21 protein-coding genes and 1 pseudogene are annotated in these 18,369 nt (G+C 41.9%); 15 read left to right on the top strand and 7 right to left on the bottom strand.

Translation table 11 applies throughout. The features are described 5' to 3' along the window. Positions 1–163 precede the first annotated feature (163 nt). Entirely contained in the window at positions 164–2,104 is a 1,941-nt protein-coding gene (locus KI210_RS07305; protein WP_212781226.1) for a serine hydrolase domain-containing protein, read from the top strand. Next, positions 2,097–3,173, top strand: a complete 1,077-nt coding sequence (locus KI210_RS07300; protein ID WP_212781225.1) for a mandelate racemase/muconate lactonizing enzyme family protein — start codon at positions 2,097–2,099, stop codon at positions 3,171–3,173. Before KI210_RS07305 ends, KI210_RS07300 begins: the two co-directional genes overlap by 8 nt. A gap of 47 nt (positions 3,174–3,220) precedes the next feature. Here the strand turns inward: KI210_RS07300 and glyA are convergent, their stop codons facing one another. The 4 genes from glyA to KI210_RS07280 all read right to left on the bottom strand — a co-directional run bounded on the left by glyA (position 3,221) and on the right by KI210_RS07280 (position 7,934). Further along, the gene (gene glyA / locus KI210_RS07295; protein ID WP_212781224.1) at positions 3,221–4,456 is read right to left on the bottom strand and encodes a serine hydroxymethyltransferase; all 1,236 of its coding nucleotides are present in this window, start codon (positions 4,454–4,456) and stop codon (positions 3,221–3,223) included. 56 nt (positions 4,457–4,512) lie between these two features. Beyond that, positions 4,513–5,637 carry a glycosyl hydrolase family 8 gene (locus tag KI210_RS07290; RefSeq protein ID WP_212781223.1) on the bottom strand — a complete coding sequence of 375 codons (1,125 nt, stop codon included), beginning with the start codon at positions 5,635–5,637 and terminating at the stop codon, positions 4,513–4,515. Positions 5,638–5,648: 11 nt separating this feature from the next. Beyond that, positions 5,649–6,950 (bottom strand): glycosyltransferase family 2 protein, encoded by a 1,302-nt coding sequence (locus tag KI210_RS07285; protein WP_212781222.1) that lies wholly within the window; start codon positions 6,948–6,950, stop codon positions 5,649–5,651. 135 nt (positions 6,951–7,085) lie between these two features. After that, positions 7,086–7,934: a hypothetical protein gene (locus tag KI210_RS07280; protein WP_212781221.1), complete on the bottom strand. Its 849-nt coding sequence runs from the start codon at positions 7,932–7,934 to the stop codon at positions 7,086–7,088. 275 nt (positions 7,935–8,209) lie between these two features. Between KI210_RS07280 and KI210_RS07275 the strand changes: the two genes are divergently transcribed. The 5 genes and pseudogenes from KI210_RS07275 to KI210_RS07255 all read left to right on the top strand — a co-directional run bounded on the left by KI210_RS07275 (position 8,210) and on the right by KI210_RS07255 (position 11,093). Next, positions 8,210–8,527, top strand: coding sequence for a DMT family transporter (locus KI210_RS07275; RefSeq protein ID WP_212781220.1), 318 nt, complete (start codon positions 8,210–8,212; stop codon positions 8,525–8,527). A 63-nt stretch (positions 8,528–8,590) separates the two neighbouring features. Beyond that, on the top strand, positions 8,591–8,998 hold the full coding sequence (locus KI210_RS07270; protein ID WP_212781219.1) for a MerR family transcriptional regulator: 408 nt from the start codon (positions 8,591–8,593) through the stop codon (positions 8,996–8,998). Positions 8,999–9,008: 10 nt separating this feature from the next. Then, positions 9,009–9,545: pseudogene (locus KI210_RS07265) on the top strand (NAD(P)H-dependent oxidoreductase). Between the two features lie 18 nt (positions 9,546–9,563). Continuing rightward, positions 9,564–9,890: a putative quinol monooxygenase gene (locus tag KI210_RS07260; protein ID WP_212781218.1), complete on the top strand. Its 327-nt coding sequence runs from the start codon at positions 9,564–9,566 to the stop codon at positions 9,888–9,890. Between the two features lie 93 nt (positions 9,891–9,983). After that, entirely contained in the window at positions 9,984–11,093 is a 1,110-nt protein-coding gene (locus KI210_RS07255) for an agmatine deiminase family protein (protein WP_212781217.1), read from the top strand. Positions 11,094–11,217: 124 nt separating this feature from the next. Here the strand turns inward: KI210_RS07255 and KI210_RS07250 are convergent, their stop codons facing one another. Both KI210_RS07250 and KI210_RS07245 read right to left on the bottom strand, forming a co-directional pair. Continuing rightward, positions 11,218–12,228, bottom strand: a complete 1,011-nt coding sequence (locus KI210_RS07250; RefSeq protein ID WP_212781216.1) for an NADP-dependent oxidoreductase — start codon at positions 12,226–12,228, stop codon at positions 11,218–11,220. Beyond that, complete coding sequence (locus KI210_RS07245) at positions 12,228–12,563, bottom strand: winged helix-turn-helix transcriptional regulator (RefSeq protein WP_212781215.1); 336 nt, start codon at positions 12,561–12,563, stop codon at positions 12,228–12,230. The genes KI210_RS07250 and KI210_RS07245 overlap by 1 nt, the downstream gene beginning before the upstream one ends. Before the next feature lie 188 nt (positions 12,564–12,751). Between KI210_RS07245 and KI210_RS07240 the strand changes: the two genes are divergently transcribed. Genes KI210_RS07240 through KI210_RS07215 form a run of 6 tightly spaced genes read left to right on the top strand, consistent with a single transcriptional unit; the run spans position 12,752 to position 15,947 of the window. Continuing rightward, on the top strand, positions 12,752–13,078 hold the full coding sequence (locus KI210_RS07240) for a helix-turn-helix domain-containing protein (RefSeq protein ID WP_212781214.1): 327 nt from the start codon (positions 12,752–12,754) through the stop codon (positions 13,076–13,078). Between the two features lie 2 nt (positions 13,079–13,080). After that, a complete protein-coding gene (locus KI210_RS07235) occupies positions 13,081–13,512 on the top strand; it encodes an ImmA/IrrE family metallo-endopeptidase (RefSeq protein ID WP_212781213.1) in 432 nt (143 codons plus the stop codon). 33 nt (positions 13,513–13,545) lie between these two features. Continuing rightward, complete coding sequence (locus KI210_RS07230; protein ID WP_212781212.1) at positions 13,546–13,908, top strand: hypothetical protein; 363 nt, start codon at positions 13,546–13,548, stop codon at positions 13,906–13,908. 27 nt (positions 13,909–13,935) lie between these two features. Further along, positions 13,936–15,249, top strand: a complete 1,314-nt coding sequence (locus KI210_RS07225; RefSeq protein WP_212781211.1) for a Y-family DNA polymerase — start codon at positions 13,936–13,938, stop codon at positions 15,247–15,249. Between the two features lie 55 nt (positions 15,250–15,304). Next, entirely contained in the window at positions 15,305–15,583 is a 279-nt protein-coding gene (locus KI210_RS07220) for a DUF1905 domain-containing protein (RefSeq protein ID WP_212781228.1), read from the top strand. Between the two features lie 4 nt (positions 15,584–15,587). Next, on the top strand, positions 15,588–15,947 hold the full coding sequence (locus KI210_RS07215) for an MmcQ/YjbR family DNA-binding protein (RefSeq protein ID WP_212781210.1): 360 nt from the start codon (positions 15,588–15,590) through the stop codon (positions 15,945–15,947). 53 nt (positions 15,948–16,000) lie between these two features. On the opposite strand, the gene KI210_RS07210 is transcribed toward KI210_RS07215, so the two are convergent. Continuing rightward, complete coding sequence (locus tag KI210_RS07210; protein ID WP_212781209.1) at positions 16,001–16,984, bottom strand: LacI family DNA-binding transcriptional regulator; 984 nt, start codon at positions 16,982–16,984, stop codon at positions 16,001–16,003. 183 nt (positions 16,985–17,167) lie between these two features. Here KI210_RS07210 and KI210_RS07205 point away from each other — a divergent pair, with 183 nt between their 5' ends. Both KI210_RS07205 and rpiB read left to right on the top strand, forming a co-directional pair. Further along, positions 17,168–17,824 carry a ribulose-phosphate 3-epimerase gene (locus KI210_RS07205; RefSeq protein ID WP_212781208.1) on the top strand — a complete coding sequence of 219 codons (657 nt, stop codon included), beginning with the start codon at positions 17,168–17,170 and terminating at the stop codon, positions 17,822–17,824. A gap of 2 nt (positions 17,825–17,826) precedes the next feature. Continuing rightward, positions 17,827–18,357, top strand: coding sequence for a ribose 5-phosphate isomerase B (gene rpiB, locus KI210_RS07200; RefSeq protein WP_212781207.1), 531 nt, complete (start codon positions 17,827–17,829; stop codon positions 18,355–18,357). Positions 18,358–18,369 lie beyond the last annotated feature (12 nt).

The raw sequence follows: 18,369 nt of genomic DNA, 5'->3' as shown, positions 1-18,369 counted from the left end.
CATTTGTGACCTCCAATAGATGTTTTTGTGGTCATTAACATTCTATCAAACAGGTCCAAATGGACTTTTTTATTTTTCTAAAGTGTTCAATTTGATTTTACAATCGGCGAAAATAAGTTAAATTAAGTTTAAGCAAAAAATTATTAAAACAGGAGCGACAATTATGCAGCTAAACGGTAAAAATTCTCACCTAGCTAAAGCTTTACACACCAAATTAAGTCAACTTCGAGCTGGTCACGGTGCTGCTTGTGCTGCAGCAGTAGTTTATCAAAATGACTTGCTAGCCGAGTGTGCAGTTGGTACTACCGGCGATGGGGAAAAGCCGGCTAGTATCAACGACTTATACGATATTGGCTCGATCACTAAAGTCTATACGGCTCTGGCAGTCGTGCGCCTAGTGCAAAAAGGAAAGCTAAACTTGGATGACCCAGTGGTCAAATATTTGCCTAACTTTAAAACTAACGATCCCCGGTCTGATCAAATTACCGTTAAAATGCTGCTGAACCACGCTTCGGGTTTGCCTGGGACAAATTTACGCGGCTCCATCACTTCGGGCGTTTTGCACCAAAATTATGAACAAGAAAATGACCACTATTGGAAATTGGCAAAATTAAAAGCTGCTCCCGGGGCTTTTAGTGTCTATTGCAATGAAGGCTTTACCCTAGCTGCGACTTTGGTCGAGCAAGTAAGCGGGATGAACTTTATGGCCTTTTTGCGGAAGGAATTTTTCGAACCTTTAGGCTTAAAAAGTTTTGAATTGGCTGATCATCCTTCTGCTGCCAAACATCCCCTATACTTATTGAATTCCCAAGAGGAATATATTTTTGTAACTGGGGCCGGGGCAATGCGGTGCACCATGGCTGATAATGCGCTTTTTGGCGCAGCTTTCTTGCATCCCGGCGTCATTAGTTCAGCTGAAATAAAGTTAATGACCACACCTGCTGGCGTTAGTTTTTTAGCCCATGATCAGATGTCGCCTAACTATGGTCTTGGTTGGGATAGCGTTGGACCAGACAGCGTCTTAGACTTAGGGCCGAAAGTTTTCCACAAGGGTGGCGGCACCTTGCATTTTGGCAGTTACTTGTTGGTAGTTCCTAAGTATGATCTGGTTCTTTCATTTTCGACGACCTTGGACACGGGGCTAAATCCTGTTGCAACTGCCTACGAACTCTTGAACATCGTGGGGCAAGAATTGGATTTGGACCTAGTTCAGATTGCTTTTAACGACCTTGCAGCCAAAAAGCTGCCAGCCAAGTTAGCGGCGGAATATGGCGGGATTTATTATGGCGGCGATACTGTTTATCGCGTAATGTTTAAAAATGACAAACTCCAAGTTGAACAATCTGCCGAAACAGGTTGGCAGAAAGTCCCAGCTTTAACTGACTTAAGTTATGACGGCAGCAGTTTTGTGGGGCCGAAAAATAAAGTGCTCTTTGAAAAGCATGGTCAAGCCGTGTATCTGCTGCGCAATAATTTAGCAAATGGTTTAGGCCTGGTGCCAATTGGCAAAAAATTTCTCACCGTTGAAACTTTGCCTCAAGCTTGGCGCAATCGTCTAGGCAACGTTTATGTGACCTGTGATTTAAATCCAGCTTGCCTAAATTCAGGCCAAGCTTGTGGCGGCCCATTTTTGGCAAAATTAGCAACTTTTGGTGATGGCCAGGTGGTCTTTTTCACCACAAATGCGGGAGCATTAACTGCCAAGCCTTGTTCAGATAATGCCACGGCTTACTGCTTGGATGCCCCTGGGATGGGAAGTCGGGAAAGCTGGGCACCGAGTTTTAAGCAAGCTGGTGAGAGTGAAGTTTTGCAGCTGTGGAATTATCAGCTCCTGCCGGTAGACCAAGTGCCTAGTTTGCAAGCAGGGCAGGTGCAATTAGCAGCTTATCAAAATGCTGTTTTTGCAACGCAATCAGGTCAACAGCTAAGCGGTAAATTGCCCAAGGGAGTCTATGCCGCCACGATTAGCGCCGATGGCAAGGAGGCAGCGACTTTTTATCTCGAAACGCATCCGCATTTAGTGGATGGCTATGTGATATTTGTGAGCGAAGAGAAAAAGAATTTTTCAATTGAGCTGGCAGGAAAGGAGTCGGGGCATGAATAAAATTGTTGGATTAGCTTATCAAGTTGTGGAAGTTCCCATGAAATATACCTTTAAGGTTAGTTTAGGCGAAATATCTGCTATTACTAGCGTGATCGTCAAAGTGGAAACTGAAAATGGCATCTATGGTCTAGGCGAAGCAGCGCCCGTCCCGTTTGTCACAGGTGAAACGATTGCCACGGTTAAAGCCGCTTTGGAGTTGTTCCGACCATTGCTTTGCGGAATGGAAGCTAATGATATTAGTGGCGTGCACGCCGTGATGGACCGCGCTTTAAAACATAATACGGCAGCTAAATGTGCCGTGGATATTGCGCTTTATGATATCAAAGGCAAAATCATGCAAGCTCCGCTTTATCAAGTGCTAGGCGGAAATAAGCCGACAGTTGTCAATGATCTGACGATTGGTATTGATCGGCCAGAAAAAATGGCAGAAAAAGCTAAACAAGCAGTGCAAGCTGGTTTTTCGATTATAAAAGTAAAAACCGGCCTTAATCCAGCTGATGATGTCAAAGCCATTGCTTTAATCAGAAAAGCTGTTGGGCCAGACGTGGTCATTCGCATTGATGCTAACCAAGGCTACGATTTGGCAACAGCCGTTGATACCTTAAACCGGATGAAACCATACCAGGTGGCAGCAGCGGAACAATGCTTGCCAGAGTGGGATTTTGCTGGAGCAGCAGAATTAAAACAAAAAGTTTCTGGGATCAGCTTGATGCTGGATGAGTCAATCCATTCGCCCCACGACGCGATGAGAGCTGCCAAGCTGCGAGCGGCCGATACTTTTAACATTAAGCTGATGAAGTGTGGTGGTTTGTATAATGCGGAAAAGATCAATACCATTGCTGAAGTTAACGACATCAATTGTATGGTTGGCTGCATGCCCGAAACTAAGATTGGCATTACGGCAGGGCTGAGTTTTGTCGCTGCGCATGCGAATGTGACGGAATCAGATTGCGATAGCTTTTTGCTGACGAAAGATCCTGAAATGGGGATGCCGGGGGGCTTTACGCGTAAAGGCGGGGTAATTACCCTAACTGATAAACCAGGTTTAGGGATTGCATATGATTTTTAAAATAAGCTACTAAAAAATCCTGTTGCTTGAGGCAACAGGATTTTTTCTTAGTAAATTGGATATTTGGCTAATAATTCATCAACTCCAGCTTGCACTTGCTGCAGCTGATTTTCATCATGTGGAGCTGCCAAAGCTTGTAAAATCAACCGGGCCACTTTTTTAGCATCCGCTTCTTGAAAGCCGCGACTAGTGATAGCTGGCGTCCCAATTCTCAGTCCGCTGGTGATAAATGGACTGCGCGGATCATTGGGAATAGCTTCTTTATTGGTGGTAATGTGCACTGAATCAAGCAAGTTTTGCGCATCTTTACCAGTGATGCCACTCTTAGTCAGATCTAAGTTTAAAAGGTGATTTTCAGTGCCACCAGACACGACTCGCACCAAGTTGCTCTCTTTAAAGACTTCTGCCATGGCGGCCGCATTTTGCACAACTTGTTTGATATAGTCAGTAAATTCAGGCTGCAAGTCTTCGTAAAAGGCTTGAGCTTTAGCGGCAATTACATGTTCCAAAGGGCCGCCTTGCGTGCCTGGGAAGAGGGCGGAGTCGATTTTTTTACCTAAAGCCGGATCTTTAGCAAGAATCATCCCGCCGCGAGGTCCGCGCAAGGTTTTGTGCGTCGTGGTTGTAACCACGTCGGCCACGGGAATCGGGCTAGGGTGCAGGCCAGCTGCAACCAAACCAGCAATGTGGGCCATATCCACCATGAGATAAGCTCCGACTTCATCAGCTATTTTGCGAAAGGCTTGCCAATCAATGATCTTGCTGTAAGCAGATGCCCCAGCAACGATTAGCTTAGGTTTGACCTCTAAGGCTTGCTGGCGAATTGCCTCGTAATCAAGTTCTTCAGTTTCGGGATCTAAGTCATAGCTATAAGAGCGGTAGAGTTTGCCGGAAAAATTAACTTTAGCGCCGTGAGTTAAGTGGCCGCCGGCGTCCATTCCCATGCCTAAAATGACATCGCCTGGTTTAAGCAAAGCTTGATAAACCGCCATGTTAGCTTGTGAACCGGAGTGGGGCTGGACGTTGGCATAGGGAGCAGCGAACAATTTTTTAGCATAGTCAATTGCTAGTTGTTCAACTTGGTCGATGTATTCGCATCCGCCATAGTAACGCTGGTTAGGATAGCCTTCAGCATATTTATTGGTTAAGACAGAGCCTTGAGCTTCACGGACCGCGTCAGAAACGATGTTTTCCGATGCGATCAGTTCGATCGTGTCTTGCTGCCGCCTTTCTTCACGTTTAATAGCGCTCCAAAGAGCAGGGGATTTAAGTGAATATTGCATATGAGTCCCTCCTATTACTAGTTAAGTTTATTTTAGCAAGCAGCTTGCTGAAAATACTAGTCTTTAATCGGGGTTTCGTATAAGGCCAACAAGGTTAGGGTTGCATCATAATAATTATCAGTTGGCAATTTGCGGGCAAAAATATACTGGGTCCGCATGTACAAATCGCTAAATTCCGGAGTCTTATCCACATTGACGGCAGCAAAGATTGGAGCATCAAAACTAGCTGATTGACTTAAAGTTAAGGGCTTGCCGTTTAACTTGTAGCCAGCTGCGGCATAATTGGTATTTTTGAAAAAGCGCAACATCTTGTGCAAAATCTTGGGGGCGCCATTTTTTTGATAACCTGCTAGCAGCATCGGAATCCGGCAGCTGTTATAACTATAATCGCCGTCTTCTTTGGTCGCAATGCTGTTTGGTTTAGCCGGAACGGCTTTTTGGCCGCTAATTTTAGCAAAATCGGGAATTAGCCCGGTTTTATGTTGGGCTGATAAAGTCCCTAAATAGTGCAGCATGCTTTGGCGGACTTTGATCCAGCGTTCGTCACCCGTTAAGTCGTACAAGTCATCAAAGGCGTAGGGGATGCAGTCGCTGGTGCGAATATAATGATAATATTTGCTTTTCGGACTAACCCAATTGCCAAGCTGAACCGTGTAGTTTTGCTGATTAATTTCGGAAGCCATGATATCGGCTGCGAGTTTTTTAGCTAGTTTCCGATAGGACGGTTGCTGCCACTTGCGATAGGCGAGAATCAAAGCATGGGCAATGATGATATCGCCATCGGACGCACTGGTTTGGTCAGCGGAATATTTTTTACATTTAATGTGCTGGCGCCAGGACATTAAAGAGCTCTTTTTTAAACGATGATCTAGATAGTAGCGGGTCAATTGGTTGAAGTCGCGCTGGGCATGTGGGTTGTTATCAGCTCCCATAACGGTTAAATACATCCCATAGCCGACCGCTTCGCTAGTGGTATAGCGTTTTTCGCCATTAACGGTCATCCGGACATAACTTGACTTGGTTTTGGGCACTTTGACCAGATAACTTTTACGCCAAGCAGTGAAGTAGTGCGTGCGCACGGCAGTCGGATTATCTTTTCGCACCCACAGCATGATCAAGGTGTAGGCACTGATAAAAAATAAACCTAAAATCAGATACCAAATTTTAGTTCTTTTTTTCATAGTCGTCCCCCCTAGTCAGCAAAGCGTTTAGTTTTAACCCACTTATTGCCATTGCGGTGGAACAGGTGGTCCAAGCTAACGCTAATGACAGCGTGGAGGGCCACAATGATGAATAGCTGTGAATAAGTGAAATACGAAGCCAAGCTAATGAATACTTGATCGGTAGTTGCTTGCCCAAATTGGGTTGCTAGGGAAATGCCAATTTGTAAAACATAAAGCAGAATCATCAAGATCCAGTTGAAGAGCAAAAGCTGCATCATCATCATGTTTGAACCGGCAAAGGTGAAGGGCAGCTTCAGGGGAATAAACAAGTTAATGAGCAGGGCGATGATATTACTGAAGAAAATAATATCTGATAAAACAATGGCCGCATTAAACCAGAAAAAGGTACAGGAGTAGTAAAAGACTTCTAATTTTACCCGCCAATTTGCAGGCAAGAATAAGTACTTAAAGTTTTTGATGACTACCTCATAGTTCCCCTTGGCCCAGCGCAGGCGCTGAAAATAGTAGTCTTTAAGGCGTTCCGGTTCTTGTTGAAAAGCTTCACTGTTGTACGCTAGAGCAATTAGGCGGCCAGTTTGCATAATTTTAAAGGAAATATCAGTATCTTCAGTTAAGGCCCCGTTTTCCCAGCCGCCGATCGACTTTACGAAGTCGCAATTAATAATGAAGTTGGTTCCGGGGATGCGGCCGATTTTGAATAAATGCCAAATCCCAACGTGTTGAATCCGCTGAGTTACGACTATTTCCTGATTGATGCAACGAGTTAAGAAATTTTGCTTGGCATTGCGCGTTTTATTGCGGCCAAAAGTGGCCATATAACGTTTAGGATCTTCTAGGACCTTTTTGACCAAAAAGTAAAGCGCGTTTTTCTCAGGCATAGCATCGGCATCGTACACCCCGATGTATTCCCCTTGGGCTAGCTTTAGGGCATCGTTTAAAACGCCCGCCTTGCCGCCGCTACCAGTTCGTTCAATTACCGTGATCTTCCGCCCCGGGTAGTTGGCCTTGATTTTCCGCATGATTTCGGCAGTATTATCCTGACAATTGTCGGCAAATAGCAAAAGCTGGACACAGCTGGCTGGATAATTTAAATTTAAAATTGCCTCAGTTGTTTTGCGAATTACTAATGCCTCATTGTGGGCAGGAACGACAATGGTTATTTTGGGGTAACGTGCTAAAGGCGTAACTTTAACCAGCTTTTTAGAATGGGGCAGCCAAAAGTGAACTGCTCCTGCTAAAGTTACGATTCCCATGATCAAAGAGCACCAAATTGAAAAAAGGGTGATGATGATTAGGACGTTAGTCAGCATTTTTATCATTCCTTCTGGTAATAAAAGCTTTTTCATTGCGGAACAGGATGATGGTGCCGCAAATAAATAAAACTAAAAAGCAAAATAGAAAAAATAAGGTGATGGCACTAGCCGCATAATAAAAGAAAGTTAGCATTAGTTTTTCTCCAAATATTCAACGCGAATTTCAGTTTCAAGCAGTCGTTTAAGGTGATGGAAAGCTGTTTTAAAATCAGGGAATTTTTCAATATCTGCGTAAGTAATTTTTTGCATAACCACGCTGGCTTCCATCCCATAGGGCTGCAAAATTTGTTTTAGCCGTTTGCCGATCTCCGAGTTGATGATGGCGTAGACCTGGGGATCAATTGAGTAAGAGACGACTAAAAAACTGGCATCGCCAGTGTAAAATAAACGTTCGCTCGGTAAACGATGATTCTTTAATAGGTCTGACATGGCAATTAGCATCTCATTGTATTCTTGTTGGTGGAACTGCTTAAATTGCTCAGCTTCGACATGCACCAGGCGCAGGTTCATCACCAAGGGCATTTTAGGGTGTTCTTTCATCGAACGAAGTTCATCGGCATAAAGCTTTTCAGCATCTTCAATTCCCGCCATTTTTACCAGTGGTACAAAGTGGCGCACATAGCGTTGAACGGCCCGACTCCGAGGGCTAAAACTAGACCAATGAAAGAGATAGTTGACTAGGCCCGTTAAGAGCAAGGTAGTCAGCGGCCCGGCAAAAATTAAGATCATTTTTTGGCTGGTAGGCATGATGATGTAGCCGAACAAGAGTAAACCTGTACCAATAATGATCATAATTAGATTCAGCCAAACCCCGATTAGATTAGGCAAAACTAAGGGCATGATCACTGCCAGGGTTAGCGTACCGGCCAAGCCTAGCTGAACATTGGCAGGAAAAGTTCTAGCTAAGTACATTAGCCAAATTAAAATAACCAAAGTTGATAAAAGCAATAGTTTTGCCCTTCTAATACGCCTGCGATTCATTGTTCATCCCTCCATAATTTGACAATGCTAATATTATACAGCAAAATAGGCAAGCTGATAGTCTGAGTATAGGTTATAAAAGAATATTTTTTAGAATGAAAGCTTGCTCTTAATACTAATCAAGAAACTAATCTATAAAATCTGCATTGTTTAATTAACATACAGTTGCTTTTACATGTAAAACTATATCGAAGAAATATACTGATTTAAATGAATAATTGGTCATATTTAGATATTTTTATAAAATTGAATAAATATAGAAATGAGGAATAACGTTGGGGTATTTACAGCTTTTTATTGCCATCGTCTGTGAAATCGTGGCGACCAATGCTTTAAAAGCATCGCATAGTTTCACTCGATTAGGACCGAGCTTATTGACGATAATTTTTTATGCAATTTGTTATTATGCTTTTGCCCAATCTTTGAAGACGGTCAATTTAAGCGTGGCCTATGCGACCTGGGGCGGATTGGGGATTGTCTTAACAACAATTATTGCTATTTTCTTTTGGGGAGAAAAAATTAATTTGCCTGAAGGGATCGGCATTATGCTGATTGTGATTGGCGTTGTGGTCTGTAATTATTTTGCCAAGTAAGCTGCTTAAATGACTTGACTTGGACTTAACTCCAAGTGCTAAGTTAATCATGGAGGTGCTGAAATGGCTGATTTAACTATCACTGAAGTCAGTGAAAAATACCACATTAAACCTGATACTTTGCGCTACTACGAACGCATTAAGCTTTTGCCGCAGGTTCCGCGGAGCAAAAACGGCAATCGATATTATCCAGATGAGCTTCAAAGCTGGATTGAGATGGTTGTCTGCCTGCGTCATTCCGGCGTACCAGTAGAAAAATTGATTGATTATGCCCAAATGCTGCAGGCAGGGGATGCAACTTTAGATGCACGGGAAAATTTATTGCGCGAACAATTGGCAGAATTGGAAGAAAAGCGACATGATCTTGAGCGGTCAATTTCCCGCCTGCAGCATAAAATCCATCTCTATGAAACAGGAGAAATTAAACAGGGCAAGAGCTATTTCAGTGATTATGGCATTATAGATGATTAGGAGGCAATTCATGAAGACAACAGTTTTTTTATTTCACCCTAAAATGCGTCAGTCGCGGGTTAACGCCGCTTTAGCTAACAGTTTGGACGACGATATTGAAGTGCGTGATTTGTATGCCTTATATCCAGATTTCAAAATTGATGTTGCAAAAGAACAAGATGCATTAGCGGCAGCAGACCGAGTAGTTTTGCAATTTCCAATGTACTGGTAATCATCTCCGGCACTGTTAAAACAATGGGAAGATAAGGTGCTTGAGTATGGTTGGGCTTATGGCACTGGTGGCACAGCTCTGCATGGTAAAGAATTAGTTTTGGCAGTTTCGCCAGGAGCCGACAATTACGGACGTGAAAAGTTTGCCAAATATACTGTGCACGAACTATTGCGACCATTACAAGCAATGAGTCGTTTGGTCGGAATGGATTTCAAGGTGCCGTTTATAACAGTAGGAGCTAGTTCAATCGGTAAAGCTGAAATCGCCCAACAGGCTAAAAAATATGATACTTACTTGCATGAGACAGCTTTGCCAACGTTAGGTGATTTTGACTAATACTTAGGAGGTACAATCATGAGTTTGATAGTTAATTTATATTACACCGGCAAGCCAGGGGCGGCGCAGGCTTTCGTCAAAGAAATGGAAGCTAGTGGCTGCGCTGAGCGAATTCGCCAGGAAGCGGGCAATGAGCGTTATGATTATTTCCAACCTTTGAATGATCCAGATACGATTTTGCTAATTGATCAGTGGGCTGACCAAGCATCACTAGACCGCCACCACGCTTCGCCAATGATGCAAGAATTAGCAGACTTACGGGAAAAGTATGATTTGCATATGCGGGTGGAACGCATGGTTCCCGCTAATGATGCGCCGGGGGATGAAAAATTTCTACGCAAATAAAATGAATCCGTCTGCTTCAAGGAATTTTAGTTTTGCCTCAGTTCATGGTACAATCTTTGCATTAACACTTGATTTTTAATGGAGTGAAGGAAAATGAAGAAGATTTGGTTGCTTTTGAGTTTAGTAGCCGTTTTGACTTTAGCAGCTTGTACGGGCAAAGGGGTTGAACAAAAGAAGATGAACAACACTGAGGTTCAATATACTTTTCCAGACGAAAATGAGCCACATGAAGGTACGTGGCTAATCTGGCCGCACGCACATACATATGGCAAAAAGTATGCTCGTGAGCTCGAACCAATCTGGATTAAGATGACCAAGGCCCTAGCACCGGGAGAACGGGTTCATATCATTGCTTATAATGAAGCTTTGAAGCGGCATATTCAAACGCAGCTCAGGCAAGCCAAAGTTAAGCTAAGCCATGTTGATTATGTTATTGCCAAGTCAGACGATGTCTGGGCCCGCGATACTGGTCCGATGTTTGTCTATGATCGACAGGATCATTTGAAAATTGTTGACTTTGGCTTTAATGGCTGGGGCAAGAAGACGCCATATCGCCATGATGACCAAATTCCGCAAAAAGTGGCCAAAGCGATGGATCTTCCAATTGTTGATGCCAGCAAACTGGTCTTAGAAGGTGGTGCCGTTGACATGGCTTCAGATGGCACAATCTTAGCTTGTCGCAGTTCAGTTACTAATTCTAACCGGAACCCGCATCTGTCGCAGAAGCAGGTAGAACAATATTTGCGGCGCTATCTTGGAGCTAAACATTTTATTTGGTTAGATGGGGTAAGCGGCGAAGATATTACCGATGCCCATATCGATGGTTTTGCCCGTTTTTATAACGATCGCACCATTATGACAGTTCCGGAAAAGGACTTTTTCGATCTATATGAAGGTATGAAAACCTCTGATTACGAAAAGTTGATGTCTGCGAAAAATGCTGCGGGTAAGCCCTATAAATATATCGAAATTCCGCTTACCAAGAAGAATGTAACTGGTCTCGATTATAAAGGCTCATATTTGAATTATTATTTAGGTAACAAGGTACTATTATTGCCAGTGTATGGGGATGCTAATGATGCTGTGGCCATTAAAAAGATGGCACAGCTTTATCCTCACCATCAAGTAGTTCCGATTAACGTCACCAAGCTCTATAAAAATGGCGGCATGCTGCATTGCGTAACGCAGCAACAACCATATTAATGAAATAATAAGGCACTTAGTTATTTGAACTGAGTGCCTTTTTAGTAAAGATCAAAATTAAATCTGCAACATCATTCGAATATTAAAAAATTGCTCCATGTCTAGCATAGTCGCCATTAATGATTCAGGCTTGAGCAATGTGGATAAGAACCTTGCCATTAGGATGTCCATTTTTTACCAATTCTAGTGCTTCTTTAGCATGTTCTAGGTCAAAGTAGTGAGGATCAAGAGCAGGCATCACTTTACGCTTAGCCATAATTGCCGCTACTTTAGTTAACTGTTGACCGTCAGGTCGCATGTATAAAAAACGATATTCTTTTCCTTGTTTGGCTGCCAAGTGATCTAGTCTATAGCCCGCAATACCAAAGAGGATTCGCTTATACCAAGCAAACTGATTATTTCTCGCAAAGGCATAATTAGGCATTGCCTTAAGACTGACTAATCGTCCGCCCTTAGCCATTACGGATAATTCACGCGGAATCTCGTTAGCTCCTAAAGTGTCGATTACGTAATCGACATTGCTTACCTTATCCCAATAGTTTTCTTTGCGATAATCAAAATATTGGTCCGCACCTAATTCTAAAATGTGTTGTTTTGCTTTAGCGTTTCCTGTTACCAGTACCTTTAAGCCTAGCTCTTTGGCAAGCGGAACGGCCATTTGTCCAAAACCACCTGATCCTCCTGGAATTAATAAAGTTTTGCCGGGGCTTACTGCAAGTTCTTCGATGAGGGCTTGATACGCAGTGACGCCAGTTAAGGGGATGGCAGCCGCAGTATCAAAGTCATAAAAGTCTGGAATTTTGGCAACCGCTTCTTGGCTAACCGCTACTTCTTGTGCAAAGGCGCCGATTTTTTCCATGGGCAGGCGGGTGAATACGCGGTCTCCAGGTTTAAAGCCGGTGACCGCTTTGCCAACTTTACTAATAATCCCAGAGCATTCGTTCCCTAGAGTGGCAGGCAGTGACAAAGGCTGAATAAGTTTTACAGATCCTGTCATATTAAGCAAGTCAACGGGATTCACAGCAGCTGTGACAACCTTGATTAATACTTCATTAGCACTAATAGTTAGAGTAGGCAATGTTCGTTGAATTGGTGAAATTTCTGAACTGTAGCGATCAATTTGAATTGCTTGCATTATTTTTCCTCAAATTCTTTTTTATATTTAGTACCCCAAGTTTTTAGGGCAGCTACTACTTTGGTTAAGTCCGCTCCCATTGGAGTTAACGTATAAGTTGAACGTAGCGGGGTCGTTGTACTTATTTGACGTTTTAGTAGGTGGTCAGATTCTAAAGCCTTTAGACTTTTGGACAACATTTTGTCACTGATTTCTGGAATTGCATGTTTGAAATCACTGTAGTGCTTTGAAGCAGGCCGATCTCTAAGCAATTCCCGCATAATTTGAATTTTCCACTTGTCACCGACTAAAATGATAGCCGTGGCAATTGGACAAGATGGAAGTTGGTTAGCCATAAGCACTCTCCTTTAGTTAGTTAATAACTTTTAGTTAGTATACAAGATGCATAATATTAAGTCAATTTTTAAATTGAAAAAATGCTAATTTGATCTTGCAAAACAATAGATTTTAGTCTAATATCTATTGCAAGAACTAGCCTAAAAGCTAACAACTAACTTAACGGAATTTTCACTGAGGTAGCATGATGACAATTAGAGATACAATCAAAAACTTAGCAGCAGAACATGATGAAACAATTGCTGAGCTAGAGCGCAAGCTGGATTTTGGCAACGGGACGATTGCTAGATGGGACCGGCGATCACCTTCGTCAAGCAAATTAGCTAAAGTAGCCGATCATTATCATGTGTCAGTAGATTATATTCTCGGGCGAGAAGCTTCACCCCAGGCTGAACAAGATTTAGACAAGCTGCTAGATCAGGCTCATAGTTTTGACGGCAAACCGATGGATGACCACGATCGCAATCTAATTAAAAGCATCATTCGTGGCTATTATTCAGGTAAGAAGGCATAAGTATGAAACGTTATCTAAGAGATAAGCTGCGTGAGTTAAAGGTCGACTATCACCTAGTCGATGGCTTGCACAGTCTGGGCCAATTCATTCCTGAAAATAGCCAAATGGCAATGCCAGCAACTATTTTTTTGAATGCTGACTTATCTGAAGATGAGCAAGAAATTGTGCTTTTGCATGAACTAGGCCACTTGCTGACAGATGATACGATGGCTGAAAAGTACCATGATGATTATGCTGTGCGCTGTGAGTCGGAGAAGCTGGCCAATGATTATCTGCTAGATAAAATGACCAGTGACTATGCTGATTTAGTTGAGGCGGAATCGGCTAATTTTGTCGAATTAGCAAACTATTTGCAACAAGATTATGACACAGTGGCTGCTGCGCTTAAGAAGGCCTACCAGCAAGGACAGAAGCAAAAACGTAAAAGTTGTTGATAAAGCTTTAGCTGCAGGATTTGGAGTTACACAATGAGCAAAGAATTTGATCAGCGAATAAGCAATTTTTTTAAAAATTATCAAGATCGGGGCATGAAAAAGTGGCAAGGTTTTTACTTGAGCGAACACACTTCAACTATCCAAAAATTTAAAGCCAAAAATGCCACAGTTTACACTAAAAAGCGAACCATGTCTGAGGCGGCGATCAGTCAGCAGCTGCTCAAGGCCTTTGCCGAGCATTACTCTGTGTCAATCCAACTAAGTGAACTTACTAGTGAAGGCGACTATCTAGATAATGTCCGCGGCTGGGTTGAAGGTTATCAAAATAGTACGGTTATCGTGTCAGGACGCAAGATCGATTTGGCCGCCATCAACCACATTGAACTGTTAGCTTGACCAAGTGCTGTGAAGGGATGTGATCAAATGTACGACTATCGTTATGAACCGCATCGAGTGATCTTTATGATTGATAACAAAAGCTTTTTTGCCTCATGTGAAGCCTTGCGGTTAGGACTTGATCCAATGAAAGTCTGTTTGGCCGTACTTTCACGGCAAAAAGATACTGATTGGGGTTCAGGCTTAATTATGGCGGCCTCGCCCCTAGCCAAGCAAAAATATGGCTTGCACAATGTTATGCGGGCACGTGATTTGCCATCGCGTCGGGAAGCACCGGACTTACTGCTAGTTGAACCGCATATGAATCTGTATATTAAGCGCAACATGCAAGTGTTAGAAATTTTTCGAAAATATGCTGCTGATGAGGATATCCACATGTATTCGATTGATGAAGGCATGCTTGATATGACTAAATCTTGGCATCTTTTTGGTGATGATCCTTACAATGTAGCGCACAAAATTCAAAAAGATATTCACGATAGCTTAGGCCTATACACAACCTGTGGAATTGGCGAGAATCCCTTGTTAGCAAAATTGGCAATGGATAATGAAGCTAAGCACAACAAGTCGATGATTGCGTCCTGGCACTATATTGATGTCCCTGATACGATTTGGCAGATAAAAAAATTGGAGGATGTTTGGGGAATAAATACCCGAACGGCTGATCGTTTACGGCAAATCGGCATTGAGAATATGTATCAACTGGCCCATTCCGATCCTAAAGTCTTAAAACGAGAATTTGGGGTGATCGGGGAACAGCTGTTTGCGGAAAGCTGGGGCGTCGACCGTAGCATTATCAGCCAAAAGTACCATCCCCGAGCAAAGAGCATCGGAAATTCACAGGTCTTGCAACGAGACTACTATGAAGCAAAGGAAATCAAAGTAGTAATTCGGGAAATCGGTGAACAAGTTGCTAGTAGAATTCGTGCTCATAATTTGCGCGCGGGAAAAGTTGAATTATATATTAGGTATTCTTTTACTGAACCAACCTATGAGGAAGGCAATCACGGCTTTAGCGTTCAGCGCAAAATTGTACCAACTAGTACCAGCCATGATTTAGTGACTCAGTTGTATGCGCTGTTTGATCAACATTGGCACGGTGAACCGGTCCGCTGTATTGGGGTTAACTATGGCAAGCTTTCACCAGATCTCAGCATGCAGCTGAATTTGCTGGAGAAGCCAGAAACCCAGTTGAAACGTCATAAATTGGACCATGTGATTGATGATATTAGGAAAAAATATGGTTTTGCCTCGGTAGTGAAGGTGTCAAGCTTAACCGCTGGAGGAACAGCCATTAGACGAAGCAAATTGGTGGGTGGTCATAATGCTGGGAATGGTTAAAGAAAAAAGCAAGTTAATGGCAAATTATTTTGATAGAGGAAAAGAGCAATTTGAAATGCCAGAACAGTTTATTGCAAAAATTGAGCCAGTGCCCGACAAGGGCGGAGCTTTTGTTAGGGTCCCCTTTGATATTAGGGAAAAATACGGCAAGGGCCGAGTAAAGATTCATGCTGAATTTGATGGTTATCCTTATGATGGCAACATTGTAAATATGGGCGTGAAGAATGCGGATGGTTCGATTTGCTATATTCTCGGCGTGAGAAAAGATATCCAAAAAGCCATTGGCAAAACGGTTGGCGATTCAGTTGAAGTGAAGTATTCACTCAGGGACTAGTGCGATGAAACGAGAAGAACTGATAAATTATCTTAAAGACGCCTATGACGTTGAGCCAGAATATATGTGGGCCAAGTATCCCAACTTCTGTGTTTTTAGATACGGTCATGGACGGAAATGGTTCACAATCTTGATGGATGCCCCAAACAAGACTTTGGGAATAGGTGATTCTGGCACGACCGATGTGATCGATGTGCGACTGGCTCCAACACAAATTGATGATTTATTAGCTAGCAAGACGCCAGGCTTTTTGCCGGCCTATCATATGAATAAGAGCAACTGGATTTCCGTCGTAATTGAACAAGTTACCAAGGAACAATTGATTAAATTGATAGCTGCCAGTTGGGAGAATACTCAAAAATAGCCAAGTAACTTCGAAAAGAGGTAGCTTGGCTATTTTTTGTTGGAAAGGCTGAATTAAAAAGTTGAATTTCGTTTTACTAGAGTGGTGGGGATAAGAATTTGGTCACCACTTTCATTGGGGGTTTTAATTACTTTTAAAATATTTTCTATAGTATAATGTGCAATTTTATCAGTGTTTTGGGCAATTGTGGTTAAAGTTGGAGAAATAATTTCATCCGCTGGTATATTGTCGAAACCAATTACTTGAATATCGTCAGGTACTTTTTTGCCAATTTGCTTTAGCGCCATGATTAATTCGATGGCCAATCTATCATCAATAGCAAAAAATCCATCTGTCTCTGGATAAGTACTGAGATATTTGGTTAAAGAGGTTATCCCATTAAAACAAAAGATGTTCTCTTTTCGATCAAAAACAATATTGTGCTCTTCTAGTGAATTTCGAAATCCATTAATTCGCCCGTTAAGGATAGGACTATGTTTTCGGATAACCATTGCAGGTCGTTGAACATCATGGTCCAACAAATAATTCGCTGCATCTTGTGCGCCTAATTCATGATTTGAAGATATAAAAATTGTTTTGTTAAAATCAGCTGGTTTTCGGTCAATACATATATAGGGAATGTTTTTTAGTGAACTTTCAAACCTAAATCCTTGTTTGGCACCGGAAATAACTATTATTCCATCTACCTTTTTATTTTCTAGCATTCTTAAATAGGATTTTTCTTTTTCTTCATCTGAATCAGTATTGCAAATAATGGTGGAGTAGTTTTTATCAAAAAGCTCTTTTTCAATTTTTTGTACTAGATCAGCAAAGAAAAAGTTTTTGATATCAGGTACCAATATTCCGATTGTAAAAGTGATATTAGTCTTTAAACTTTGGGCACTGCCGTCTACTTTGTAACCAGTCTGGTTAATTATTTTTAGAACCTTTTCTTTAGTTTCCTCCGAATATTTGCCTTTATTATTGATAACTCGGGAGACGGTTGCGATTGATACCCCTGCCATAGCCGCTATATCTTTGATTGAATATTTACTCATAGCTTGCTCCTAAAGCTTAAAAGGATTTACTACCAGTATACCACTTAGAATCAGGTAAACGTTTCCCAAAAAAATGCATTATAGGGAAAATATTTTTTGGGTAATATTGACATCGCTTTCATAATGACCTATGATAATTCTGTAATCATTAAGGTAAACGTTTACCTAAAAAGGAGAACAAGCATGACGTTATTATTAAGCCCATCAATGATGTGTGCAGACTTTAAAAATTTGGCTTCTGACGTTAAACAACTAAATGAAGCTGGAGTGGATATGTACCATATGGATATTATGGATGGCCAATATGTCCCTAATTTTGGGTTGAGCCCTGAAGATTATCAAACTATTCGAGATTTAACAGATAAGCCGATGGATGCTCATTTGATGATTAAAAATCCAAGACAGTACATTAAATTCTTTGCAGAATTGGGCACCAATTTAGTGTATTTTTGTCCAGATGCCGAGCAGCAACCGGCAAGAACGATCGATGATATTCACGCCGCTGGAATGAAAGCAGGAATTGCAGTAAATACTGGTACTTCTTTTGAATCAGTCAAAGAGCTGCTCCCAAATATTGATTATGTTTTGGTAATGACGGTCCATCCTGGTTTTGCCGGACAGCCATTTCAGGACTTTGTAATGCCAAAATTGAATCAGTTTATTGCAGCCAAGAAGCAATACGGGTATGTGCTTGGCATTGATGGCGCTGTTTCAAGAGAGAAAATTATGGAGCTTCATAAGGCTGGAGTAGATAATTTTATTCTTGGAACTTCGGCCTTATTCGGCAAAGACGAGGATTATATGACGATTATTTCTGATATAAGAAAGGAAAACGATTAACCATGACAAAAAAGAAACTAAGAATTGCATTTGGATCAGATCACGTAGGCTTGGAATTGAAGCCTACTATTATCGAATATGTTAAAAGTTTAGGCTATGAAGTTCATGATTTTGGACCATTTAGTGATGAAAGAACTGATTATCCAATCTACGGTAAGAAGGTTGCCGAAGAAGTGGCTAATGGCAATTACGACCTAGGAATTTTGATGTGTGGTACTGGTGTCGGTATTTCTTTAGCAGCAAACAAGGTAAAGGGAATCAGAGCTTGTGTATGCAGTGACTGCTACTCAGCTAAACTTTCGAGGATGCACAATAATACGAATATTTTGGCATTTGGTTCAAGAGTTGTCGGTTCAGAATTGGCCAAGATGATTGTTAAAAATTGGCTTGAAGCTAAATTTATTGGTGGCCGTCACCAAAGAAGAGTGGATGAATTAGCTGCTATCGAAGCTGGAGATGACAAAGAATTCGAAACTATCAGAAACTCCAAAGATTATGACGGTAAAGAACAATTTGAAGATCAGAGTGTTTAATAAAAATAGAGG

The sequence above is a fragment of the Lactobacillus corticis genome (assembly GCF_018327645.1).
Lineage (GTDB): Bacteria > Bacillota > Bacilli > Lactobacillales > Lactobacillaceae > Lactobacillus > Lactobacillus corticis.
Note: the sequence above shows the minus strand (reverse complement) of the source record. Positions and strands in the feature narration are given on the sequence as shown.